This window comes from Mesorhizobium koreense (assembly GCF_031656215.1).
Classification (GTDB): Bacteria; Pseudomonadota; Alphaproteobacteria; order Rhizobiales; family Rhizobiaceae; genus Mesorhizobium_L; species Mesorhizobium_L koreense.
This window is the reverse complement of the sequence record NZ_CP134228.1, coordinates 4,649,536-4,672,055: the sequence shown is the minus strand read 5'-3', so window position 1 is coordinate 4,672,055 and position 22,520 is coordinate 4,649,536. Positions and strand designations below refer to the sequence as shown.

Annotated in this window: 20 protein-coding genes; 9 read left to right on the top strand and 11 right to left on the bottom strand. The window is 63.6% G+C overall.

The annotated features are described in order from the left end of the window. The first annotated feature begins 1 nt into the window (after window position 1). A complete protein-coding gene (locus RBH77_RS22275) occupies window positions 2-1,006 on the top strand; it encodes an ABC transporter permease (protein WP_311029757.1) in 1,005 nt (334 codons plus the stop codon). An 88-nt stretch (window positions 1,007-1,094) separates the two neighbouring features. After that, window positions 1,095-2,042: a substrate-binding domain-containing protein gene (locus RBH77_RS22270; protein WP_311029756.1), complete on the top strand. Its 948-nt coding sequence runs from the start codon at window positions 1,095-1,097 to the stop codon at window positions 2,040-2,042. 325 nt (window positions 2,043-2,367) lie between these two features. Here RBH77_RS22270 and RBH77_RS22265 read toward each other — a convergent pair whose 3' ends face one another. The 3 genes from RBH77_RS22265 to RBH77_RS22255 are packed head-to-tail and all read right to left on the bottom strand — an operon-like array spanning window position 2,368 to window position 6,526. After that, the gene (locus RBH77_RS22265) at window positions 2,368-3,858 is read right to left on the bottom strand and encodes an energy transducer TonB (RefSeq protein ID WP_311029755.1); all 1,491 of its coding nucleotides are present in this window, start codon (window positions 3,856-3,858) and stop codon (window positions 2,368-2,370) included. 4 nt (window positions 3,859-3,862) lie between these two features. Next, window positions 3,863-4,321: a hypothetical protein gene (locus tag RBH77_RS22260; RefSeq protein WP_311029754.1), complete on the bottom strand. Its 459-nt coding sequence runs from the start codon at window positions 4,319-4,321 to the stop codon at window positions 3,863-3,865. 3 nt (window positions 4,322-4,324) lie between these two features. Further along, window positions 4,325-6,526 carry a TonB-dependent hemoglobin/transferrin/lactoferrin family receptor gene (locus RBH77_RS22255; RefSeq protein ID WP_311029752.1) on the bottom strand — a complete coding sequence of 734 codons (2,202 nt, stop codon included), beginning with the start codon at window positions 6,524-6,526 and terminating at the stop codon, window positions 4,325-4,327. Between the two features lie 289 nt (window positions 6,527-6,815). On the opposite strand from RBH77_RS22255, the gene hemP reads away from it, so the two are divergent. Genes hemP through RBH77_RS22230 form a run of 5 tightly spaced genes read left to right on the top strand, consistent with a single transcriptional unit; the run spans window position 6,816 to window position 10,849 of the window. After that, window positions 6,816-6,962, top strand: coding sequence for a hemin uptake protein HemP (gene hemP, locus RBH77_RS22250; RefSeq protein WP_311032648.1), 147 nt, complete (start codon window positions 6,816-6,818; stop codon window positions 6,960-6,962). A gap of 9 nt (window positions 6,963-6,971) precedes the next feature. Continuing rightward, window positions 6,972-8,027 (top strand): hemin-degrading factor, encoded by a 1,056-nt coding sequence (locus tag RBH77_RS22245; protein ID WP_311029751.1) that lies wholly within the window; start codon window positions 6,972-6,974, stop codon window positions 8,025-8,027. 47 nt (window positions 8,028-8,074) lie between these two features. Beyond that, window positions 8,075-8,947 carry a heme/hemin ABC transporter substrate-binding protein gene (locus tag RBH77_RS22240; protein WP_371832894.1) on the top strand — a complete coding sequence of 291 codons (873 nt, stop codon included), beginning with the start codon at window positions 8,075-8,077 and terminating at the stop codon, window positions 8,945-8,947. Between the two features lie 4 nt (window positions 8,948-8,951). Further along, window positions 8,952-10,049, top strand: coding sequence for a FecCD family ABC transporter permease (locus RBH77_RS22235; protein ID WP_311029749.1), 1,098 nt, complete (start codon window positions 8,952-8,954; stop codon window positions 10,047-10,049). Between the two features lie 8 nt (window positions 10,050-10,057). Next, entirely contained in the window at window positions 10,058-10,849 is a 792-nt protein-coding gene (locus tag RBH77_RS22230) for a heme ABC transporter ATP-binding protein (protein ID WP_311029748.1), read from the top strand. 18 nt (window positions 10,850-10,867) lie between these two features. On the opposite strand, the gene rirA is transcribed toward RBH77_RS22230, so the two are convergent. The 8 genes from rirA to RBH77_RS22190 form a co-directional block, all read right to left on the bottom strand. After that, the gene (rirA, locus tag RBH77_RS22225; protein ID WP_311029747.1) at window positions 10,868-11,323 is read right to left on the bottom strand and encodes an iron-responsive transcriptional regulator RirA; all 456 of its coding nucleotides are present in this window, start codon (window positions 11,321-11,323) and stop codon (window positions 10,868-10,870) included. Window positions 11,324-11,560: 237 nt separating this feature from the next. After that, entirely contained in the window at window positions 11,561-12,820 is a 1,260-nt protein-coding gene (locus RBH77_RS22220; protein ID WP_311029746.1) for a Dyp-type peroxidase, read from the bottom strand. Continuing rightward, window positions 12,820-14,022, bottom strand: a complete 1,203-nt coding sequence (efeO, locus tag RBH77_RS22215) for an iron uptake system protein EfeO (protein ID WP_311029745.1) — start codon at window positions 14,020-14,022, stop codon at window positions 12,820-12,822. Before efeO ends, RBH77_RS22220 begins: the two co-directional genes overlap by 1 nt. Further along, a complete protein-coding gene (gene efeU / locus RBH77_RS22210; protein WP_311029744.1) occupies window positions 14,009-15,643 on the bottom strand; it encodes an iron uptake transporter permease EfeU in 1,635 nt (544 codons plus the stop codon). The genes efeO and efeU overlap by 14 nt, the downstream gene beginning before the upstream one ends. Before the next feature lie 407 nt (window positions 15,644-16,050). After that, window positions 16,051-16,896, bottom strand: a complete 846-nt coding sequence (locus RBH77_RS22205; RefSeq protein WP_311029743.1) for an ABC transporter permease — start codon at window positions 16,894-16,896, stop codon at window positions 16,051-16,053. Window positions 16,897-16,899: 3 nt separating this feature from the next. Further along, window positions 16,900-17,805, bottom strand: coding sequence for an ABC transporter permease (locus RBH77_RS22200; RefSeq protein WP_371832809.1), 906 nt, complete (start codon window positions 17,803-17,805; stop codon window positions 16,900-16,902). Further along, window positions 17,802-18,878 (bottom strand): ABC transporter ATP-binding protein, encoded by a 1,077-nt coding sequence (locus tag RBH77_RS22195; protein WP_311029741.1) that lies wholly within the window; start codon window positions 18,876-18,878, stop codon window positions 17,802-17,804. Before RBH77_RS22195 ends, RBH77_RS22200 begins: the two co-directional genes overlap by 4 nt. Before the next feature lie 223 nt (window positions 18,879-19,101). After that, window positions 19,102-20,280, bottom strand: coding sequence for an ABC transporter substrate-binding protein (locus tag RBH77_RS22190; RefSeq protein ID WP_311029740.1), 1,179 nt, complete (start codon window positions 20,278-20,280; stop codon window positions 19,102-19,104). 236 nt (window positions 20,281-20,516) lie between these two features. Here RBH77_RS22190 and RBH77_RS22185 point away from each other — a divergent pair, with 236 nt between their 5' ends. Together RBH77_RS22185 and uxuA are read left to right on the top strand one after the other, a co-directional pair. Then, a complete protein-coding gene (locus RBH77_RS22185; protein WP_311029739.1) occupies window positions 20,517-21,239 on the top strand; it encodes a GntR family transcriptional regulator in 723 nt (240 codons plus the stop codon). Between the two features lie 17 nt (window positions 21,240-21,256). After that, a complete protein-coding gene (gene uxuA / locus RBH77_RS22180) occupies window positions 21,257-22,444 on the top strand; it encodes a mannonate dehydratase (RefSeq protein ID WP_311029738.1) in 1,188 nt (395 codons plus the stop codon). The last annotated feature ends 76 nt before the right edge of the window (window positions 22,445-22,520 follow it).

Genomic DNA, 22,520 nt, shown 5'->3' with positions numbered 1-22,520 from the left:
CATGACCGATCTCGCTGCCCGCTCGGCCAAGACGCAACGATCCTGGAAGGACATGGATCTGAGGGCCGTTGCGCCTTTCGTGGCGCTGTTGCTTCTCCTGGTCCTCGGCGCTTTCGCCAACCCGAACTTTCTCGGTGTCGCCAATCTGCTCAACGTACTGACGCGCAGCGCCTTCATCGCCATCATCGCGGTCGGCGCTACCTTCGTCATCTCCGCCGGCGGGCTCGACCTTTCTGTGGGCTCCATGGTCGCCTTCGTCGCGAGCCTCATGATCATGTTCATGAACAGCGGCGCCATCGCCAATCCGGCCCTGATGCTGGTGGCGGCGATGGTGCTGGCGGTGCTTATCGGCGCGGCCTGCGGCTGGGCGAACGGCATCATCACCACCGTCTTCCAGATCGAACCTTTCATCGCCACGCTCGGCACAATGGGCATCTTCCGGGGGCTCACCACATGGCTGTCGCAGGGCGGGGCCATCACGCTGCGCTCGCCGGATCTGCAGAATCTGTACCGGCCGGCCTATTTCGGCCAGGTGCTCGGCGTGCCGGTGCCGATCATCATCATCGTCGTGACCGCGGCCATCGGCGCGTTCGTGCTTTATCGCACGCGCTACGGCCGTCATGTGATCGCGGTCGGGTCGAACGAGGATGTGGCGCGCTATTCCGGCATTCCGGTGAATCGCGTGCGCACCGTGACCTACATCATCCAGGGGCTTTGCGTGGCGGTCGCCGTGCTGCTCTACGTGCCGCGCCTCGGCTCGACCTCGGCGACGACGGGCACGCTGTGGGAATTGCAGGCGATCACCGCCGTCGTCGTCGGCGGCACCGCGTTGCGTGGCGGCGTCGGCCGCATCTGGGGCACGATCTGCGGCGCTTTCATTCTGGAGATCGTTGGCAACATCATGCTCTTGTCGAACTTCATCAGCGAATATCTGATCGGGGCGATCCAGGGCGCCATCATCATCATCGCGATGCTGGTGCAGCGTTCCCTGATGCGCCGGAACTGAGCTTTAAATTCGGAGCACCCCGCGCTCCGGCCGGGTATACTGGGGGCCCGGTACGTCCATAGAAACCTCGGGAACAAGGGAGACTATAATGCGTAGAATGTTGATAGGCATGGCGGTCGCAATGGCCGCCCTTGTCGGCGTCGCCCACGCCGACGATCAGAAATTCACGATGGGCGTGTCCATCCCGGCTGCCGACCATGGCTGGACCGCCGGCGTGGTCTATCACGCCGAGCGCGTGGCCAAGCTTTTGATGGCCGAGCATCCGGGCCTCAACGTCATCGTCAAGACCTCGCCGGATGCGGCAAGCCAGGCGAATGCGCTGCAGGACCTGGCCGTGCAGGGCATCAACGCGCTGGTCATCCTGCCGTCCGATCCCGATCCGCTGGTCAACGCGATCAAGCAGGTGAAGGACAAGGGCGCCTTCGTGACGCTGGTCGACCGCGCGCCTTCCAACAACGACAATTCGGTGCGTGACCTCTATGTGGCGGGCAACAACCCGGCGCTCGGCGAGGTCGCCGGCAATTATATCAAGGAGAAGACGCCGGACGCGCAGGTGGTCGTCATTCGCGGCCTGCCGATCCCGATCGACCAGCAGCGCCAGGACGGCTTCGACAAGGCGATCGCCGGCTCGAACGTCAAGGTGCTGGAGAAGCAGTTCGGCAACTGGAACCGCGACGACGCCTTCAAGGTCATGCAGGACTATCTGACCAAATATCCGAAGATCGACGTGGTGTGGTGCCAGGACGACGACATGGCCGTCGGCGTGCTGCAGGCGATCGAGCAGGCCAAGCGCACGGACATCCAGTATGTCATCGCCGGCGCCGGCTCCAAGGACATGGTTAAGAAGGTCATGGACGGCGACAAGCTGATCCCGGTGGACGTGCTTTATCCGCCGGCCATGATCGGCACTGCCATGGAACTGACGGCATCGAACCTCTATGACAAGGTGCCGGTGCGCGGCAACTACATCCTCGACGCGACCCTGATCACCAAGGACAACGCCAAGGATTTCTACTTCCCGGATTCGCCGTTCTGATTTGGGAATTGCCATGCCGGTCAAGACCGGTTCGATACTCGAAATCCCCGCCCTCGCCGGCGGGGATTTCTTATCCACCCTGCGCCGGTTCGGTTTAAGTTTCGGGTGCGTCCTTCGAGGCTCGCTTCGCTCGCACCTCAGGATGAGGGAGGTGGGTGCACGCCATGCTGTCCGATGCACTCGATTTTTCGAACCTTGTTCGATCCGCCTGCCGTTCAGGTAGGGAACTGAATACAGACTCCCTCATCCTGAGGTGCGAGCGAAGCGAGCCTCGAAGGACGCACTGCGACAGCGGTGGGGTGAACGATGGCGTGCTTGGTACTTGCTACCGCACGAACGCGAGCGGAACGGTGAAGGTCCAGCTTCGGCGGCCGGCACCTTCGGGGATCGGCGGGAAGGGAGCCGCGCGGTTGACGGTCGCAAGCGCCGCCTTGTCGAGGATCGGCGAGCCCGAACTGGCCGCGAGCCCGACCGAGCCGACATCGCCGGAACTGCCGACGACGAACCGCACCTGTGCCACGCCGTTCAGCCGCCGGCTCCGCGCTTCGGACGGATAGCGCAAGGCTCGACGCAGTTTTGCGACGACCTTGCCGGGATAGTTGGAGGCGGCCGCATTGCCCGCCGTGCTCGCCATCCGGGCATTGTTGTTTGACGAAGTCGCCTGCCCATCTGTCCTGCCTTCCGTCACGCCGCGCCTGGCGTCGGCGCTGTCGCGTCCGCCCGACCCCGACGCGGAAACCCTTGCGGCGGTATGGACAGGTTTTTTCCGTTCCGGCTCCGTCGTGCGCTTTTCGGCTTTCTCCACCGGCCGTTCCACCCTTTCGGGTCGCGGCGTAGGCAACGGCGCGTGCTCGGCCAGTTGCGGCTCGTCCTCGGCCGGCAAGGCTTCTGCGGGAGGAGTGTCTTCGGTGCGGGCGGCCTCGATCTGCGGGTTTGCCATGGCTGGCTCCCTGTCGGGAAGCGCTTCCGAAAGCACCTGGACAGCTGGTGCCGCGTCGGCGCTGTCCGACAGGGTTGGTGCCGCAAGGATTTCCAGCGCGTCGGAAACGGACGCCCCCGTATCGGCTTCGACAGGAGTGGTAGTTGGCTGCGGCTGGACCACTTGGGAAGGCTCGGGAGCCTGCGAAGCTCTTGTAGTGGCGACCGGCTCGGTTGGCTCGATGTGCCTTGTTTCCACGACGGGAGCGGTTTCCGCCCGCGTTTCGCGCACCGGTTCGGCCATGGCGATGTCCTCGACGGCTTGTGCCTGCTCGGTGGTTGCCTGCCGGGGCTCCACCGGCTGCGCCTTGACGACGGGTATGGTGGTGATCGTCACGTTGACGGCTTCGCCGCTCGCGATCTGATCCATCGACGCGTTGCCGATGCCGGCGATCTCGCTCGGAGCGCCGCCGGCGATCCGCGCGCCGTCTTCCTGCATCCACGTGAGGAACGCCGCGGCCGCAAGAACGTGCAATGCCACCGATGCGAAAAGGGCGAACTTCGTGCACTGGCCGGTCCGAGGGGCGAGGCGCGGCGTCAGCGCCGCCGATGCGTCGGGGCCGGTCTCCAGCCTGCTGTCGTCGATCGCCTCGTCCTCGGGTGGAAGCTCGTTGAAGCGGACCTGTTCGCCGCTGGCGGTACGAAAGGCGCTTTCCGGCAGCCCGACCAACAAGCCGTTCGTCCCGTTGGCAGGGCTCGTCAGAGCGAGCACGTCGATGTCGATGCGGATGGCGGTCTCGTGATGCCGCGAAAAACGGCCTGGCGGCAGCGGCCGTCGCTGCTCGCCACCGGCTCTGGCCGTTCGTCGTTCGAACGATTTGGACGCGGCGGGGAACACGGCATCAACTCCCGAATTCGACTTCCGTGCGCGTGGCTGTTTGCAGTTTCGTCAGGCAGTCGGACGGCTCGATCCCCGATCCGCTGCATTCGGTTGTACTGTTGACGAGGACGCGGCTGACCTTGCTGCAATCGGCGCCAGGCAGATCGAAGCGGCTGACCTTGGTCTTGCCATGCGGCAGTTCGTGGAAATCGAGGACGGTCAGCCGGTCGACCACGCCGGTGCGGTCGAAAAGCGCGATCTCGAAGGCCGCCTTGGCGATGTCGCCGGAAAGATGGTTGGCGATGACGAAGGTCAGCCTGCAACCCTTGTCGGAGGGCTGCAGGGCGTTGAGTTCGAGGAAAAGCCCGGTAGGCCGCGCCTCCGCGCTTTTGCTCGCATCCTCCGCCAGCGCGGCCGAAGCGGCCAGCGCCGGCAATGCGCAGAGCGCGAGCGTGGCGAGGAGACGACGGACGCCCGGCATCTCTCAACCACCCCAGCGCATGGTGGCGGCCAGCTTGAAGGTTACGCCGGGCTCGTAGACGGAGGTTTCGACCCCGTTGAGCGCGTTGATGTAGTCGACGTCGAAAATATTGTCGACGCGGAAGTCCAGCTTGAAGTTGTCGTTGACGTTGTAGCGCGCGAACGCATTGACCAGCGTGTAGTCGCGAGCCTTTTCGTTGCCTTTCGGCTTGCCGTTGTACTGGACCTCGCCACCGATCAGGAGCTTGTCCTCGAGGAAGCGCAGACCGAGTTGTCCGGTCACCTGCGAAGACGGGACGGTATCCAGATCTTCGCGCTTGCCGTCATAGGAAACGGTATGGCCGTTGATGAAGGAAGCCGAGAGCTCGAGATACCCCCAATCGGCGTCGTACATGCTTTCCAGTTCCACGCCTTGTATCTTGGCGTTGGCGTAGTTCTGGTATTGGAAGCAGGAAGGAACATAACCGGGAGTGCCGGGGCCAGGGAACGGAAGCCCCGGAATGAAGGGGCAACCCGGATCGCCGGCCATGATATCTTCGTTACCCTTGATGTAGTCATCGATGTCGTTGTGGAAATAGGCGGCCTTGAGACGCAGCGCGTCGTTCGCCTGGATCAAGCTGTCGGTCCGGTAGTTGACACCGAACTCCCATGTCTTGGCGGTTTCAGGCTTCAGGTTAGGGTTGGGCAGGAAGGGGAAGCTGACACCGGACGGATGCATGCCGCTTATCAGCGTTTCGGTTATCGTCGGCGAGCGATAGCCCTCCGCGTAGGTGCCGTAGAATTGCAGGCCTTGCAGTACTCCTTCCTGGAAAGGAGAGACGCCGACGGTGATGCGCGGGGAGAGGCGGTCTCCGGAGACTTTGCCCACATCGCTGTCGAGGCGATAGGTGTCGTAACGAAGTGCGCCGACGATCTCGAGCCATTCCCAGCTGAGCTTGTCCTGGATATAGAGACCGCCGACGGTACGCTTGCCCGATGGCGTGTAGACATCCATGCCGCTGACGCCGGCGCGTTCCGTCTTCATATCGTCACGTACCCAGTCGCCGCCATATGTCAGCTCATGGGAAAGCGCGCCGGTCTCGAAGCGCGATGTGTTCCATATGTCGAGGCCCAGCGTGCCGAGATCGTAGGTCGATTGGGAGCCGGCCGGCACATTCACGTCGAAGCGACCATCCGGTCCCGCTTCCACCGTGTCGTTCAGGTAGGTGCGCGTAAGATCGGTCTGCCCGTAGGACGCATTGATATGCAGATCGAGCCACTTCTTTTCATCGTCCGTTATGTTGTAGCGGGCGGTGAAGGTGTTCTGGTCCATGTCGACGTCGTGGGTCGGCTTGCCCGTCGAGGTGCTCAGTTCGGTCCAGTTGTCGTGGGCGCCGACCCAGCCGAGTTGAAGCTTGCTGTTGTCTGTCGGGCGGATCGTCGTCTTGATCATGCCGCTCAGGACGTCGAAGGCCGACCCGTTGACCGTGTCGCCATTGCCGTCCTTGTAGTTGTCGAAGTCGCGATAGACGATGTTACCGAGCACACTGAAATTGTCGCTGAAGCGATAGGCGCCGGTAGCGCTGGTCGTCCAACCCTTGCCGTTGGTTTCGTACCGGCCGGTCAGTGAGGTCGCCCATGTCTCATCCGAATGAAGGAAATCTTCCGCGTCCTTCGTCTCGAAAAAGACGACGCCGCCGATCGCTCCGGAACCGTAGGTATTGGCGACTGGACCGCGTATCACGTCGATTGACTGGATGAGCTCCGGGTCGATCCAGAAGGTCGAACTCGTGCCGTGACCCGAACGGCTGAAATCCTGCCGAGCGCCATCGACGATCACCGCGACACGACCGAAATCCTGGAGACCGCGTATGTTGACCGCCGAAGCCGTGCGCTTGGCATCCGTCTGTATGGTTACGCCCGGGACACTGAAAAACAGGTCGTTGGGCGTCGATGCCATGCGCCGTTCGATCTCTTCCTGATCGACGTGGCTGGCCGAAGCCATGGTTTCCATGGCCGATTCGCCGGTGCGACTGACGACCGTGATCTTGTCGAGTCGCGTCGTCTTTCCGGACGCGGTCTGCGTAGAGGCGGCCTCTTTCTCCGGCGTGCCCGCCTGCGCGTCGTCCTGCTTCGCCTGCTGGGCAAGCGCGCCGCCTTGTCCCGCCATTAATGCCAGGGCGGCACTTCCCAGAAGGAGCGCCCTGAATGTCACTCTTAGCCCCATAGCCCCTGTCTCCCCATCGTCTCACTCGAGTGTTGGACGCTGGCTGGCCGAGGGCTTGCTCGCGAAAAAAATGATATCTGCCGGGGTGCCGTAAATCTTGACTAATCGGCTCCGGTATTGCACTCACTAATAAACATGATAATGGGTGTCAAGAAATCAGATAACGCAATCGACGTTGCCTAGCCAGCCCCGAGCCAGCCCGGCGCAGACCAAGGGACATCGACCCGTGAACGCGCATAAGCCTCCCGAGATTCCGCGCGAGTATCGCCGCCTGGATTTCACTTCCGCGATGCCGCGCCGGTCGCAACCGGCCGACACCCGCACGCTCGACAGCGCCACGCTGTTCGCCGGCCGTACCGAAATCGTCATCGACCACGATGGCGCGCTCTATCGGCTGAAGATCACCCGCCAGGGCAAGCTCATTCTCAACAAATAGGGGGCATCAATGGATGCGATTGCACGGCCGACGCCGGATGAGATCAACCGAGCGCGTATCGAAAACCCGAAGATGCGCGAACGCGACCTTGCCGCCCAACTCGGTATTTCGGAGGCGGAACTGGTTGCCGCGCGCTGCGGTGACGGCGTGGTCCGGATCGAACCGAAAATGGACGTTCTGCTGAACGGGCTCACCGCCGTCGGCGAGGTCATGGCGCTTACCCGCAATGAAAGCGCCGTGCACGAGAAAATCGGTGTCTACGACAAGATCAATGTCGGGAAGCAGCACGCGATCGTGCTCAACAGGGACATCGACCTCAGGATTTTCCCGACGCTCTGGAAGCACGGCTTCGCGGTCGAGAAGGGCGAAGGCGAGGATCTCCGCCGCAGCCTGCAATTCTTCGATGCGGCGGGGGATGCCGTGCACAAGATCCACCTGCGGCCGGCATCCAATCTCGATGCTTACAAGAAGCTCGTGGAGAGCCTACGCTCCGAGGATCAGTCACGGACGGTCGAACTGGGCAAAGTCGATCCGGAACAGCATGACGATTCGGCGCCGGTGGACCTCGATGAATTCCGCCGCCGCTGGCAGGCGATGAAGGATGTGCATCAGTTCTTCGGCATGCTGCGCAAGTTCAAGCTTGGACGGCGGCGCGCGCTGGAGCTGATCGGCGAGGATTTCGCCTGGCCGCTCGACCGCGAGGCCGTCGCCGCGCTGATCAACCACGCTGCCAATGACGGCCTGCCGATCATGGCCTTCGTGGGCAATCGCGGCTGCGTACAGATCCACACCGGTCCCGTCGCCAACATCAAGCCGATGGGGCCGTGGCTGAACGTGATGGACGAGACCTTCCACCTGCATCTTCGCCTCGACCACATCGCCGAGGCGTGGGTGGTGCGCAAGCCGACGAGCGACGGCCACGTCACCTCTGTGGAGGCGTTCGATGCCGATCGCAACCTCATCATCCAGTTCTTCGGCGAGCGGAAGGAAGGCGAGGAGGAGCGGCGCGACTGGCGCTTCCTGGCCGAGAACCTGCCGCGCATCGCCCGCCCGACGGCGGCCTGAGGAAAGCGACGGTGCTGAGAAGACAAGGCGTGAATCGGCGTGCTGCCATGCAGGCGGCGACCTTACTGGTGGCTACGCTTGTAGCCGGGCCGGGGGTGTCTCTTGCCGCAGAAAAGCCGGCCGGCTCGGAGATTGACACGGCGCGGCTGGTGGCCATCGGCGGCTCGATCACCGAGATCGTCTATGCGCTTGGCGCCGGCGACCGGCTCGTCGCGCGCGACACGACCAGCACCTATCCGGCGGTGGCGACGAAGCTGCCCGACATCGGCTATATGCGCCAGCTTTCGCCCGAAAGCGTGTTGTCGGTCGATCCGACGGCGGTTCTCGCGCAGGAGGGCAGCGGCCCGCCGGAAGCGATGGACGTCCTGAAGAAAGCCGCGGTGCCGCTGATCGTCGTACCGGAAAAATATTCCGAGGACGGCATCCTGGAAAAGATCCGCATCGTGGGCGAGGCGCTAGGCAGGCTCGATGCCGCCGAAAAGCTGGCGCGCACGGTCCGCGAGGAGATCGACGCCGCCGAAAAGCGGCTAACCAAGATCAAGACGCAAAAGCGCGTGCTCTTCATCCTGTCCGCGCAGGGCAGCAAACTGCTTGCCTCGGGAACCGGCACGGCCGCCGATGGCATCATCCGTCTAGCCGGCGCACAAAATGCGATAGAGGACTTCGAGGGCTACAAGCAGCTTTCCGACGAGGCGGTCATCGGCGCCAGGCCGGACGCCATATTGATGATGACCGGCGGCGCCCCCGGTGGCCTCGGCGACGAGGAGATCCTTTCTCAGCCTGGCATCGCGGCAACGCCGGCCGGCGCCTCGAAGACGCTCATCCGCATGGACGGGCTCTATCTGCTTGGCTTCGGCCCGCGAACCGCCAGTGCCGTCCGCGAGCTTTCCTCGAAGCTCTATCCGACGCTTTCGGATTAAGCGGATGGCGATAGAGCGCAGCACGGCGGCATCCGCCTTCGTGGCGCCGCGCCGCGCCGAGGGCGACCGTTCCGGCCGCGCCAGGGTGGCGATCGCCGGCCTAGCCGTGCTGCTCGCGATTACCGGTTTCCTCAGCCTTGCGGCCGGGGCGTCGGATGCGTCGATCCTCGGCATACTGGGAAATTTGTTCGGCGGTTCCGAAACGGGCCTCTCGCACCGCGACGCCATCATCATCTACGATATCCGCCTGCCGCGCATGCTGCTCGGCGCACTCGTAGGAGCGGCACTCGCCGTCTCCGGTGCGCTCATGCAGGGCCTGTTCCGCAACCCGCTCGCCGATCCCGCGATCGTCGGCGTTTCGGCCGGCGCCAGCCTGGGCGCGGTCTCGGTGATCGTGCTCGGCGCTACCGTCCTTGCTCCGGCGACGGCGCTTTTCGGCATCTTCACGTTGCCGCTCGCGGCCTTTGCCGGCGCGCTCGCGGTAACGCTGGTGCTTTACCGCATCTCGACAAGGCGCGGGCAGACCTCGGTCGCCACCATGCTGTTGGCCGGCATCGCGGTCGGCGCGATGGCGATGGCCTTCACCGGCTTCCTGATCTTCGTCGCCGACGACCGGCAATTGCGCGAACTGACCTTCTGGACGCTGGGTTCGCTCGCCGGCTCGACCTGGACGAAACTGTGGGCGGCCGGACCGATCATCCTCGCCGCCTTCGCGCTTTCGCCCTTCCTGGCGCGTGGGCTGAATGCGCTGGCGCTGGGCGAGGCGGCCGCCGGTCATCTCGGCATCGCTGTGGAGCGGTTGAAAAGCGGCGCGATCCTCGCGGTCGCGGCCGCGGCCGGAGCGTCTGTCGCCGTCAGCGGCGGCATCGGCTTCGTCGGCATCATCGTGCCGCACCTCTTGCGCCTCGCCATCGGGCCGGACCACCGCTATTTGCTGCCGGCCTCGGCACTGCTCGGTGCAAGCCTGCTGCTCGTCGCCGATGCGGCGAGCCGCACGATCGTGGCTCCGGCCGAACTGCCGATCGGCATCGTCACGGCGGCCGTCGGCGCGCCCTTCTTCCTCTGGCTGCTCTTGCGCAAGCGCGGCCTGCTCGACATGTGAGGCAGATCATGATCTCGGCCCATTCCCTATCCGTCTCAATCGGCCGCACGCGCATCCTCCACGACGTTTCCATCGAGGCGAGGCCTGCGGCCGTCACGGCGATCATCGGGCCGAACGGCTCCGGCAAGACGACGCTCCTGAAGGCGCTTTCCGGCGAGATCGCCTATGAAGGAACGGTCAGCATCAACGGCCGCTCGCTTGCTGGATTGAGGCCATGGCAGGCGGCGGCGATGCGCGCCGTGCTGCCGCAGGCGGCGACGCTTTCCTTCCCCTTCACCGTACGCGAGGTGGTGGGACTCGGCCTCACCAACGCCCGACCCGGCATGCTGCCGGGCGAGGAGCACAACCTGCCGGAGCGTGCGCTTTCGCGTGTCGGCCTCGCCGGCTATGGCGGCCGGCATTATCAGGAGCTTTCCGGCGGCGAGCAGCAGCGTGTGCAGCTTGCGCGCGTACTATGCCAGGTATGGGCGCCGGTCTTCGATGGCGAGCCGCGCTATCTCCTGCTCGATGAGCCGGTTTCCAACCTCGACATCAAGCACCAGCTTGCGATCATGCGCATCGCGCGCGATTTCGCGGCGCGTGGCGGCGGTGTCATCGCCGTGCTGCACGACCTCAATCTGACGGCGATGTTCGCCGACCATGTGGTCGCCATTCATCGGGGTGGGGTGGCCGCCTCCGGCCCCGCGAATGAGCTTCTTACCGACGATCTTCTTGAAACCGTGTTCGAATGCGCGCTGAGGGTCGGCCTGCCGCCCGCCGGCAGCGCGCCCTTCGTCCTGCCCCAGTCGATTGCTTTCTAGAAAGCCTATCGCCTCGGTTCAGGCGGCCGCGGATTTCAACTGGGATATGCCTAGGATCGTCGCGATGTTCGGCCGCGCCTTGACCAGATCATCGATACTGTAGCGGGCGAGTACTTCGAAGAAGGCGCCGAGCGCTTCGCGGAGCGCCGCGTTCATCCCACAGGAATCGACGAGCGGACAATCGACCGCGTCGTTCTCGAAGCATTCCGCCATCGCGAAATTGTCCTCCGTCACGCGCACGACGTCGAAGAGCGAGATGTCTGTGGCAGGCTTGGCAAGACGTATGCCGCCGTTGCGGCCGCGCACGGTCTCGATGAACCTGTTCTCGACAAGAGGCTTCAAGATCTTGAACAGGAACAGTTCGGAAACGTTGTACGCACTGGCAATCTCGGGCACATGGCTGAGCTTGCCGTTGTTCGCCTCGCAATACATCAGGATACGGACCGCGTAGTTGGTCTGTCTTGTCAGTCGCATTCCGCTCCCTTTCGTGCCTGGCCCAAGCATGCTTGGTCTCGGCCGGCCGCGGCCATCATAGGCTTTTTAGAATCATTATAAAGTGATTTCTACAAAAGATGAGAGGGATTGTCCAGTTTTAATGTCGGGCTGTCCGGGGCATTTGACGTCTGTGGAAAGCCTTCATGCGCCGCGATTTGGGCGCGACGCACGGAGGGCAACGATAAAAGAGAAATAGTGCAGACGGGTGCCGGCGCACTATCCGTCCGCGAACATCTGCGCAGCGATATAGGAGCCTTCCTGCGGTGCCGGCGGTACGAAGAAGATCGCCGAGCCGATATGCGTGATGTACTCGTTGAGAAGGTCGGCCGAACCGAGCTTCGTCTGCAATCGCTCGAAATGTGCCGGATCGCTCTGGTAGGCGATGAACAGGAGCCCCGCGTCGAGCACGCCATACTGGTTGATGCCGTCGGTGTAGTTGTAGGAGCGACGGAGAATCCTCAAGCCGTCATTCTCTTCCGCCGAAGCGAGCCGGATATGCGCGGCGGCCGGGATCACCGGATTGCCGTCGACACCCTTCTTCTTGAAGTCCGGGGTATCGAATTCGTGGGCGCCGGTCAGCGGTGCGCCGGAGACCTTGTGGCGGCCGAAGATTGCGTTCTGGTCGCTGATCCTGTCGGTATCCCAGGCCTCAATGTGCATCTGGACCTTGCGCACGACCTGATAGGTGCCGTGATGCTGCCAGGGCGGCCCGTCCTTTATCCAGACGAACCGATCGAAATCCACGTCTTCGCGGATGTTGCGCGTGCCGTCCTTGAAGCCGAGCAGGTTGCGCGGCGTCGACTGGCCTTTGCCGGCCGAAGCCCGGCCAAAGCCCATGACCGTCCAGCGGGTTGCCGCCGCGCCCGTGCTCTTGGCGATGCGGGCAAGGTCGCGGACGGCGTGATAAGCGACCTGCGGATCGTCCGCACAGGCTTGGAGCGACAGGTCGCCGCCGGTCAATGCCGGCTTCAGCGCATCGCTCGGCAATTGTTTCAGTTCGCGCAGGAGCGCGGGCTTGCTGCCGGCCAGGCCGTATGTGTCGCTGAACACATTCGGCCCGAGCCCGACGGTTACCGTCAGGCAAGCGGGGCTGAGGTTGAGCGCTTCGCCCGTGTCGAAGCCGATAGCGTCCGGTCGCGACGGTTCGATCTGACCGACCGGCTTGCCTTTCATCAGTTGCGAGATAGCTGCCGACCAGCGCGCTAGAAGGACCTGGAGATCCATCCGCGACTGCGTCGTCAGGTCGAAGGTCATGTAGAAGGTGTAGCGCTGCGGCGGCGTGCGGATCCCCGCCTGTTCCGCGTTGCCATAGAAAGGATATTCGCCGGTCAGATCGACGATGTCTTCCGCATCGGCTGCCGCTGCCTGCGCAGGCATTCCCGGAACGGCTGCTCCGACGGTGCCGGCGGCCGCCCCGAGGAGCAGGCCGCGGCGCGAAAACCGAAACTGCGCGTCTTTCTTCCGATCGTCTGTCATCAATGCGCCGTTGCCACCTTCTCGGCTATCCTGGAGAGCGGTTCCTGCAACGCCTGGATGGCCTTGCTGAGCTTGTTGGCGTCGGACGCCTTGAGCTCGGCCGTATAGCGCTTGTAGCCGCCCAGTTCGTTCGGGTCGCGGTAGGTTTCGAGCAGCTTCGTCACGTTCTCGAATTGTGCATTGACCTGCTTCGTCAGGTCGGCGTCGATCTTCTGCATGCCGGGCTCGAGGAAGGCGAAAGCCTGCTGTGCGCCTTCGATATTACCGGCGAAGTCGACCAGATCGATATGGCTGTAGGCTTCCTCCTCGCCGGTGATCTTGCCCGTCTGTACCTCCTCGAGGAGGCCGGCGGCGCCGTTGGCGAGGTCTTCGGGCCTGTATTCGAGCGTGCTCACCAGCTTGTCGAGCTTTTCGACATTGTCCTGCAGTTCGGCCGCCAGTTTCTTGGTCTCGTCGGTGATCGCGCCCTTTTCGAACAGGTCGCGCTCGACCGCATGAAAGCCGTGCCAGCCGACCGCCGGATCGAGGTTCGAAGCGCGCATATCGACCAGATAGTCGAGATTGCCGGCATTGTCGGTAGCCTTGTAGCCGGGCAGCATGAAGCCGTCCACGTCGGACTCGATGCGCTCGTAGAATGGGCGCGCCGCCGCGTATTGAGCCTTCGCTTTTTCGAGGTCGCCGGCGTCGATGTCCGCTTTCAGCCGCTGCACGGCCGTCACCATGGCGTCGACCACGCCGTCCACGTAATGGGCGTACCCTTTGACGCCCTCGGCGAGAATGTCCTGGGTGCTGCCGGTCGCCTTCTTGGCTTTGCCCGTCACCTTGAAGTCCTGCATTTCCGCCGCTGCACCGGGGCAGTAGATTTGGTACGTGCCGCCGTCGAGCGTCTGGGTAAAGCTGACCGTCGGCAGGCCGGGCGCAAGGTTTTCTTTTTCGCCGAGGATGCGGTTATTGCTGAGGAGCTCAAGCTCGCTGATCCCGGCGGCGGTCTTGTTGGTGACGGAGAAGGTGATCGGGCCGGCCTTGGCCGAATTGCTGTCGAGGACGCAACTCCCGCCATTATCCGATGTCAGCGTGACCTTGACCTGCGAAACGCCGTCCTTCACCGGCGCTTCCTGCGCTGCGGCAACCGGCGCGAGCGCCAGAAGGACGGCCAGTCCCGTCGCGGTGACAAGCGGCGTCTTCGGGTTAATGGGCGGCATGCGTAACTCCTTTGGTCATGGAATTTTCGGCGCGTCGGCCGGGCTTTGAAACGGAAGCGGTCGCGGAGGCTCCGAACCTCCGGCGCTCCTGCATCAGCGAGCGTCCGGCGGATGCCGCGAGCAGGAGAGCGATGATGGCGAGGATAAACGGTAACTGGACTGCCCAGAAATGGCGCTCCGTACGCGCCATGGCGACTGCGTTCAATTCCTTCACTGCCGCGTCGCGATAGGCGGCAGACACCTGCCAGTCACCGGAATCGGAGCCCCTGCCCACGGTGAGTGTTCGCGGGGTTTGCAACCCGCCGTCCGAAAGCGTTACGACAGTCGTCTCCTCATTCGATGCATCGAGCAGCGCTCCGCCGGCCGCCCACACCTCGGTCGAGCGCCGGACGGACCATTCAGCCGCGAACGGTCCGGGGTTTCGCGATGGGCTAAGGCCGACCGGGATGCGTCCGCCGGCAAGCGCGACGACATCGTCGAGAGTAAGGCTCGATGGCTTGCCCTCCGGCGTGCCGGCGCTGTGAATGGTCCAAGCCGAGGCCTCGACCCCCTCATGGCGCTCGTTCCGGGCGTCGCGCGCGGGCAACGGCATGGAAGTCTCCCCGCCCTTTGTCGATACCTTGAGCGTCAAGCCGTTGTTCTCCGCCGCTTCCAGTCGGGCAGCGCCGACGGGTTGCGCAGAACCGTCCGCGCTCGCGACAAGCGGCGCCTCTGCCGGAAGTGTGGCTTGCGGAACCGGATAGATAAAAGCGAGGCAGAGCGCGGCCGCGGCAAGGCAGCCGGCGATCGCAAGCTTCAGTTTCGCCGTCGCCTGCGTTCCGAGGCGCCTGGACGGCGGCCAGTAGATGAAGAGTGAAATGGGGATCAGATAGGCGAACCAGCCGAGGACCTCGATCAGTCGCGGATCGGCTGGAATGCCGAGAACGCCGGTGATGAGCGCCGACTGGATGGAGCCGGGCGCGACCAGCCAAGAGAGGTTCACCGTCGCCTGCTGGCCAGCGTTCAGCCAGCCAGCTTCATGGGCCGTGCGTAGGCAGGTGATCACGAGTCCGGCGGCCACAAGGATAAGGAACGCCCCGGTCACGCGGAAGAAGCGCGACAGATTGATCCGGACACCGCCCATATAGATGCCCCAGCCGATGATGGCCGAGAGCAGCAGCCCGATGACCGCGCCGGCGGCGGCAAGCGCCGCCGACTGCGCCGCCGAGAAGGTTGCCAGCAGGAAGACGCTGGTCTCGAAACCTTCCTTGAGCACTGCCAGGAATGCCATCAGTGCCAGCGCATAGGCGCTGGCCTGGCCGAGCGCTTCGGCCGCCTCGGCCTCGATCTGACGCTTCATGTCGCGCGCATGCGCGTTCATCCAGACGATCATGCCGGTGACGAAGAAGATGGCGATGGCGCCGATCACCGCTTCCATGCCCTCTTGGGCGGCCTGCGGCAGAGCCTTCTCGACCAGTTTCAGGCCAATGCCGACGGCGATCGACAGAACTATGGCCAGCAGGACACCGAGCCACATGGCGGTAAGGCTCCTGCCGTTCTTGCGCAGGAAGGCCGCGATGATGCCGACGATCAGTGCCGCTTCGAGGCCTTCGCGCAGGCCGATGACGAAGGTGGCTAGCATGGGGATACACCCCGAAGTAACGAGGACTTTTTGCCCTTGCCGAACGCGGCAATCGAGTTGGCACACGAAACCTGCATGCCGCTTTCGCGGCACGGCCGGATCGCCTCACGAGGCAGGTCGGTGTTCGTGGCCTTCATGGTCATCTGCGTTCGCAATACGTGCCGCACGGGTCGCGGCACCAGCCCAAAACGGATGACCAGCTTCTAGGACGCGCCGAAAAGCGCTTCAACTGCAATGATTTATAACGATTCTAAGGTGTTGCTTCGACGATTTGAAAAGTTGTCTCGATAAGTCAAGTTAGTGTCTGATTTTGTTGGATTCCCGCACGGACAGGAAATCGCATCGAAGGGAAGACATGCGACAAAACGCCACAATAAGATGTCGCCCTCGGGAGACTGCGGGCAGCCTTACGGATTGGCGGGCTGCTGCTTTGCCCGTGCCACAATCTGCGTCGGATTGACGAACTGGAGTGCTATGATCAGCCAGAACAAGGTAGTGACCATATAGACGACCGCCATCGCGTCGATCGATTGTGACGCCCGCACGCCGGAGGCGAAGACCGCATAATAGAGCGAAACGACAAGCGTCTGGCTGGTCGGTCCCGCTGTCAGGAAGGTAAGCTCGAACATGGCGAGCGTTCGCACCAGAACCAGAAGCAGCGCCGCCAGCATGCCGGGCAGGAGGAGCGGCAGCAGGATGCGGACGAAGAGGCTCGTGGTCGATGCCCCGAAGACGCGCGCGGCCTGTTCGATGCGCGGGTCGATCTGCTCGATGAAGGGGATCATGACGAGGACGACGAAGGGAATGGCGGGCACCAGGTTGGCGAGCACCACCCCCCAGAACGTCCCGCCGACGCCGAGCCGGTAAAGCACGGTGGCAAGCGGAATACCGTAGGTCAGCGGCGGCAGGAGGAGCGGCAGGAGGAAGATCAGCACCATCAGCCGCTTGCCGGGGAAGTCACGGCGCGCCAGCGCATAGGCCGTCGTAACGCCGACCAGCCCGGAAATGATCACCACCGCGAAGACGATCTCGAAGGTGACGATCAGCACCGGTGTCAGCTGGAATTCGCGCCAGGCATCGACATACCAATGCGACGTCCAGCCGGCCGGCAGCCACGTGCCGAGCCAACGCGTCGAAAGCGAGTTGACGACGACGGCGATGATCACGCCGAGCAGGTTGAGCACGAAGAGCACGACGACTGCCCAGATGGCGAAGCGCCAAAGACGCGAGGCGAGACCGTTATCGCGGATCATGGCCTAGCCTTTCCCGCCGGCGGCCGGGCCGCGATAGAGTACCTGCCTCAGCGACAGCACGGCGAGGATCACGACAAGCTGCACCAGCCCCATGATGATGGCAATCGCAGCGCCCATCGAATGATCATATTGCTCGAAGGCGGCCTGATAGGCGGCGATCGAGATGACGCGCGTCGGTCCGGACGGCGCGCCGAGGAGGACGGCGGACGGGAAGACCGAGAAGGCCTGCACGAAGGCGAGGCAGAAGGTGACGATGAGGCCGGGCGCCAGCAGCGGCAGGAAGATGCGCATGAAGCGCTGCCGGGCCTTGGCGCCGAGCGTCGCCGCCGCCTGTTCGATCGCCGGGTCGATTCCGGAGACATAGGAGAGCGTCAACAGGAAGGCGAAGGGAAAGCCGGTGATGACCAGCGAGGCGAAGACGCCCCAGTAATTGTTGGTCAGCCTCAGCGGATGGTCGATCAGGTCGAGAAACATCAGCGACCGGTTGAACCACCCGCGAGGGCCGAGATAGTTGAGCAACCCATCGGCGACCAGCACGGTTCCGAGCGTGACCGGGAGGACGAGGATGGTGGTAAGCAGCCGCTGGCGGCGCATCAACCTGACGCGGAAGGCGATCGGAATGGCGACCAGCACATTGATGATCGTTACCGGAAGCGCCAGCCACAGCGTCGCGAAGATGGTGTCGTACTGGAATGGTTCGCTGAAGAATTTAACGTAATTAGTGAACCAGGGCCCCTCCTTGGGCGCTAACGAATCCACGACGCCGTAGAGGAAGGGATAGACGAAGAGCAAAAGCGTCGCGACGATGCCCGGAAGGACCAATAGCGTCGTTCCGTCGAGGCCGCGCGCCGCCAGCCGCTTCCTGAGCGATGGTCCAGGTGAAGCGCCGGCGGTCACGACGGACATCATGCCTTCTCCGCGAAAAGCAGCGTACGCTCCGCCAACGGCCTCAGCACAATGGAAGCGCCGCGCGGGTAGACCCTGTCTGCGCGAAAGAAGAACTCGGTGCCGTCCGTGCCGCTTGCAAGACCGAAGAAGGCGCGGCCGCGGTATTCGATACTTTTGACGGTCGCTTTCAGCCCGTCGCCCTCATCGACCGCGACGAGGTCTTCCGGCCGGATCGATACAAGCACCTTGTCGCCGGGCGACATGCCGTCGGCAGCGATCCCTTCAAGAAGTGCTCCGCCCGCTTCCACCGAGGCTTGTCCGTTGCCGACCGACGCCACACGGCCTGGAATGCGCGTGCGGAAACCCATGAAGTCGGCGACGTCGGGATGGTTCGGCCGCTCATAGAGGTCCTGCGGCGTACCGATCTGGCGGATTTGGCCCTCGCGCATGACCACGATGCGATCGGCGAGCGACAGCGCCTCGTCCTGATCGTGCGTGACATAGATCGTGGTCGAGCCGATCTGATCGTGGATACCGCGGATTTCGGCACGCATCTCAAGCCGAAGCTTGGCGTCGAGATTGGAGAGCGGCTCGTCCATCAGGACGAGCGGCGGGCGGATGACGATGGCGCGCGCGATCGCCACGCGCTGCTGCTGGCCGCCGGAAAGCTGGCCGGGCAGTTTGTCCTCCTGTCCTTGCAAGCGTACTAGCGCCAGCGCCTCTGAGATGCGCTTTGCGGCCTCCGTTCCCGGCACGCTTTGCATGGAGAGGCCGAAGCCGACATTCTTGCGCACGCTCATATGCGGGAAGAGCGCGTAGTTCTGGAAGACCATGCCGAAGCCCCGCGCCTCGGGCTGCAATTCGTCGATGCGCTTTCCTGCAAGCCTGATTTCGCCACCGGTCAATTCTAGTAGCCCCGCGATGCAGTTGAGCGCGGTCGACTTGCCGCAGCCGGAAGGGCCGAGAAGGGCGATGAATTCGCCCGGCTCGACGGTGAGGTCGATGCCGTCGAGCGCGTTGTAGTTGCCGAAGGTGCGGCGAACGTCGACCAGTTCGAGGCGGCCGCCCTGCGATGATTTGCCTTTGTCCGCCAAACGCGCTCTCTCCGCCGATGCCTCTAGTTTTTTCCGCCGCTATCTTCTTAGAAGAGGGGCAGGTTGTGCAATCGTTTCCTCTCCGGCAGGCGTCACGGTTGAAGCCTGCCGGTGGAATTTTCATCGGGAGAGTATGAACCCGGCCTTATCTGCCCCTTCATCACCGGAAGAAGGGCAGGCAGGTCGTGACAAGCAGTCCCGAAACCCGGCTCGGCAGTTCTGCCTAGCCCTTGGCTGCGCCGATCTTCTGGTCCCAGATATTGAAAGCCTTCACCATCTGCTGCGGCTCGAGCGGCAGTTCCAGCGGGTTGTTGGCGATCCAGTCGGCATATTCGGGCCGGCCGAACTCCTTGATGCAGTCCTGGCTTGCCTGAGGGGCCATGGAGATTGGAACGTCCTTCACGGCCGGGCCGGGATAGAAATATCCCTGGTCATAGGCGATGGCCTGCTGCTTGGGCTCAAGCACGAAGTTCATCACGTCGAGCAGCACGGCCAGCTTTTCGTCGGAAACGCCCTTCGGCACGCACATATAGTGCGCGTCGGTGACCCAGTGGAAGCCTTTAAGCGTCGCGACCTTGGCCTCTTTCGGCACGATACCGAGTGCGCGCGGATTGATATCCCAGCCGGTCGTGGACGCAATCATGGAGCGCGTTCCCTCACCGAGTTCCTTCATCGTCGGCGTGGTGCCGGTCGGGTAGTATTCGATGTTCTTGCCGAGTTCGGCCAGGTATTCCCAGGTCTTGTCCCAGCCCTTTTCGGGATCCATCGGGTCCTTGTCGCCCAACAGATAGGGCAGGCCCATGAGGAAGGTGCGGCCGGGACCGGAATTCGCGGGGCGCGCATAGATGAACTTGTTCGGATTGGCCTTCGCCCAGTCGAGCAGTTCCTGCGTTGTCGTGGGCACGGTCTTGACCGCATCCGGCATGTATTCGATGAGCGGTCCCGATGGATAATAGGTGACGATGATGCCCTGGTCCTTCGCCAGGCCCTGCATCTTGAGCGCCTGTGGCAGCAGGATGTCTTCGAGCTTCGGAAGTTCCGACATATGCGGCTTGAGGTCGACCCACAGGCCGAGCCCGAGACCGGCGGAAAGCGCGTCGGTGCCAGTCAGAACGAGATCGAGATCGACCCGCTTCGCCGCCTGCTGCGCCTGGATTTTCGCCGGCAGTTCGGGCGAGGGCGCCTTGGTGTAGGCGAAGCGCGAGACGAAGTCGGGCTTCGCCGCTGCATAGGCGTCAAAGGCGCCCTGGGTAAGCGCCAGATTGCCAGCGACGTCGACGATGGTGATCGTCAGCGGACTGGACGGCTTCTGCGCCGCCGCGAAAACCTGACCGCCGCCAAATGCGCCGTAGGTGGCAAGGCCGGCAACGCCGCCCATGAAATGCCTGCGAGTAACGTTCATGATCTCCTCCTGCTTTCCGGCGGTGCTTCCGCCTTTTGATCATCAATAATGTCCGCCGCCGGGAATCGGCCGAATGCGTTGGTCCGCTTGCGTCGGCAGCCGATGGATCCGAATGAGGCGCCCATTTCCTCCCGCCTGCACTCCGCCATCCCGATTTGAATGACGTTTTCACCGGCGTCTTGGCAAACTCTAGCAACTGATATACTACTATGTCAATTGCTTCGAACGGATCGGACATGCTGAAGCAGATCGAGGAAAGACGCGGCGGGCGCGCCCGGCCACAGGCGGCAAAGGTGGTGCGCCGTGTCACCACGGCTTCCGCTATCCACGAGCACCTGCTGGGCGAGATCCTCTCGCTGCAATTGCCGCCCGGCACGGCGCTGCAGGAAAAGCTGATCGCGGAAGAGTTCGGCGTCAGCCGCACGCCAGTCCGCGAGGCGATCATTCGGCTCGCGGAGGCCGGACTGGTCGATATCTTTCCGCAATCGGGCACCTTCGTATCGCGCGTGCCGGTCAACGCGATTCCCGAGGCCGTCATGATCCGCAAGGCGCTTGAAGGGGCAACCGTCGAGGCAGCCGCGGAGGTCGCGGACGAGAAGGAAGTTAAACGGCTCGATCAGATCATTGCCCGCCAACGTGCGCTCGCCAGCCTTGGTGACACCAGCGCGTTCCATGAAGCGGACGAGGCCTTCCACGAAGTCATCGCCGATATCAGCGGGCATCCGGGGATATGGAAACTCCTGAAGCAGGCGAAGGTACAGATCGACCGAGCGCGTCGCCTCACGCTCCCCGTGCTCGGCCGCATGGATTGGGTGATCGGGGAACATACCATCATCCGCGACAGCATCGCCGCCCACGATCCGGCGGCGGCGAGGGCAGCGATGATGGTCCATCTGAGCGCCGTTATTCCCGACATCGGGCTGCTGGTTGAGCAGTATCCTGACTATTTCGCGTCTTGATTCGAGCGGAGTGACGAATGCGCCAGGGATGGAGATGGTTTGGGCCGGATGCCGGCGTGCCGCTCGATGCGGTGCGCCAGGCCGGCGCGACGAATGTCGTTTCGGCGTTGCACGAGGTGCCTATCGGCCGCGCCTGGACCAAGGCTGAGGTCGCCGAGCGCCGCAACCTGATCGAGACGACGCCGCCTGGCCGTACGCCGCTCGCCTGGTCGGTCGTGGAGAGCATTCCCATCCCCGATGCGGTGAAGCGCAAGGGCGCGGCTGCGAAGGCGAAGATAGAGGCGTGGACCGCCAGCCTTGAAGCCGTTGCCGCCTCAGGCATCCGGATCGTCTGCTACAATTTCATGCCCGTCGTGGACTGGACGCGTACCGAACTCGATTTTGTCACGCCGAGCGGCGCGACCGCCATGCGCTTCGACCAGGAACGCTTCGCCGCGTTCGATCTTTTCATCTTGGAGCGCGATGGCGCGGAGGCAGACTACACACCGCAGGAACGCGCGCGCGCGCGCGCCGTACACTCGGCCATGAGCGACGACGAGGTAGCGGAGATTGTCCGCATCATCACCTCGGCGCTACCGGGCTCCACGACCGAGCCGATGACCCTGCCGGGTTTCCGCGAGCGGCTTGCCGCCTATAAAGGCATCGACGCGGCACGGTTCCGGCGTAACCTGGTGGAGTTTCTTGAGGCGGTGACGCCGGCGGCGGAGGGCCTTGGCGTCAAGCTGACGCTCCATCCCGACGATCCGCCGCGGCCGCTCTTCGGCCTGCCGCGCATCGCCTCGACGGAGGCGGACTATGCGGCGCTCTTCGACGCGGTCCCTTCGCCGGCCAATGGCATTTGCCTGTGCACGGGGAGTCTCGGCGTGCGTGCCGGCAACGACCTGCCGGCGATGGCGCGTCGCTTTGCCTCGCGTATCCATTTCGCTCATCTGCGCGCGACGAAGCGCGAGGCGGACCCGCGCACTTTCCACGAGAGCGATCATCTCGGCGGCGACGTCGACATGGTCGCCGTGCTTAAGGAACTGGTCGCCGAGGACCGTCGTCGCGCATCGGATGAGACCATCGTCTTCCGCTCCGATCACGGACACCGGATGCTGGATGATCTCGACAAGGACGTGACGCCGGGCTACCCGGCGATCGGACGCCTGCGCGGCCTGGCGGAACTGCGCGGCATCCTGGTCGCGCTTGGCACGCCGCCGGATTGATATCTGCTATCAGCTTACGGCGCGGTGCAATTCACTGGCCGCCAATGCGATAAGCCGATCTCTGTCCCTTTCGCCG

Bases quoted from the DNA above. Each gene is read 5' to 3' on its own strand.
- RBH77_RS22275 (WP_311029757.1), top strand. From the start codon at position 2: ATGACCGATCTCGCTGCCCGCTCGGCCAAGACGCAACGATCCTGGAAG.
- RBH77_RS22270 (WP_311029756.1), top strand. From the start codon at position 1,095: ATGCGTAGAATGTTGATAGGCATGGCGGTCGCAATGGCCGCCCTTGTC.
- RBH77_RS22260 (WP_311029754.1), bottom strand. From the start codon at position 4,321: ATGCCGGGCGTCCGTCGTCTCCTCGCCACGCTCGCGCTCTGCGCATTG.
- RBH77_RS22255 (WP_311029752.1), bottom strand. From the start codon at position 6,526: ATGGGGCTAAGAGTGACATTCAGGGCGCTCCTTCTGGGAAGTGCCGCC.
- hemP (WP_311032648.1), top strand. From the start codon at position 6,816: ATGCCGCGCCGGTCGCAACCGGCCGACACCCGCACGCTCGACAGCGCC.
- RBH77_RS22245 (WP_311029751.1), top strand. From the start codon at position 6,972: ATGGATGCGATTGCACGGCCGACGCCGGATGAGATCAACCGAGCGCGT.
- RBH77_RS22240 (WP_371832894.1), top strand. From the start codon at position 8,075: ATGCAGGCGGCGACCTTACTGGTGGCTACGCTTGTAGCCGGGCCGGGG.
- RBH77_RS22235 (WP_311029749.1), top strand. From the start codon at position 8,952: ATGGCGATAGAGCGCAGCACGGCGGCATCCGCCTTCGTGGCGCCGCGC.
- RBH77_RS22230 (WP_311029748.1), top strand. From the start codon at position 10,058: ATGATCTCGGCCCATTCCCTATCCGTCTCAATCGGCCGCACGCGCATC.
- rirA (WP_311029747.1), bottom strand. From the start codon at position 11,323: ATGCGACTGACAAGACAGACCAACTACGCGGTCCGTATCCTGATGTAT.
- RBH77_RS22220 (WP_311029746.1), bottom strand. From the start codon at position 12,820: ATGACAGACGATCGGAAGAAAGACGCGCAGTTTCGGTTTTCGCGCCGC.
- efeO (WP_311029745.1), bottom strand. From the start codon at position 14,022: ATGCCGCCCATTAACCCGAAGACGCCGCTTGTCACCGCGACGGGACTG.
- efeU (WP_311029744.1), bottom strand. From the start codon at position 15,643: ATGCTAGCCACCTTCGTCATCGGCCTGCGCGAAGGCCTCGAAGCGGCA.
- RBH77_RS22205 (WP_311029743.1), bottom strand. From the start codon at position 16,896: ATGATCCGCGATAACGGTCTCGCCTCGCGTCTTTGGCGCTTCGCCATC.
- RBH77_RS22200 (WP_371832809.1), bottom strand. From the start codon at position 17,805: ATGATGTCCGTCGTGACCGCCGGCGCTTCACCTGGACCATCGCTCAGG.
- RBH77_RS22190 (WP_311029740.1), bottom strand. From the start codon at position 20,280: ATGAACGTTACTCGCAGGCATTTCATGGGCGGCGTTGCCGGCCTTGCC.
- RBH77_RS22185 (WP_311029739.1), top strand. From the start codon at position 20,517: ATGCTGAAGCAGATCGAGGAAAGACGCGGCGGGCGCGCCCGGCCACAG.
- uxuA (WP_311029738.1), top strand. From the start codon at position 21,257: ATGCGCCAGGGATGGAGATGGTTTGGGCCGGATGCCGGCGTGCCGCTC.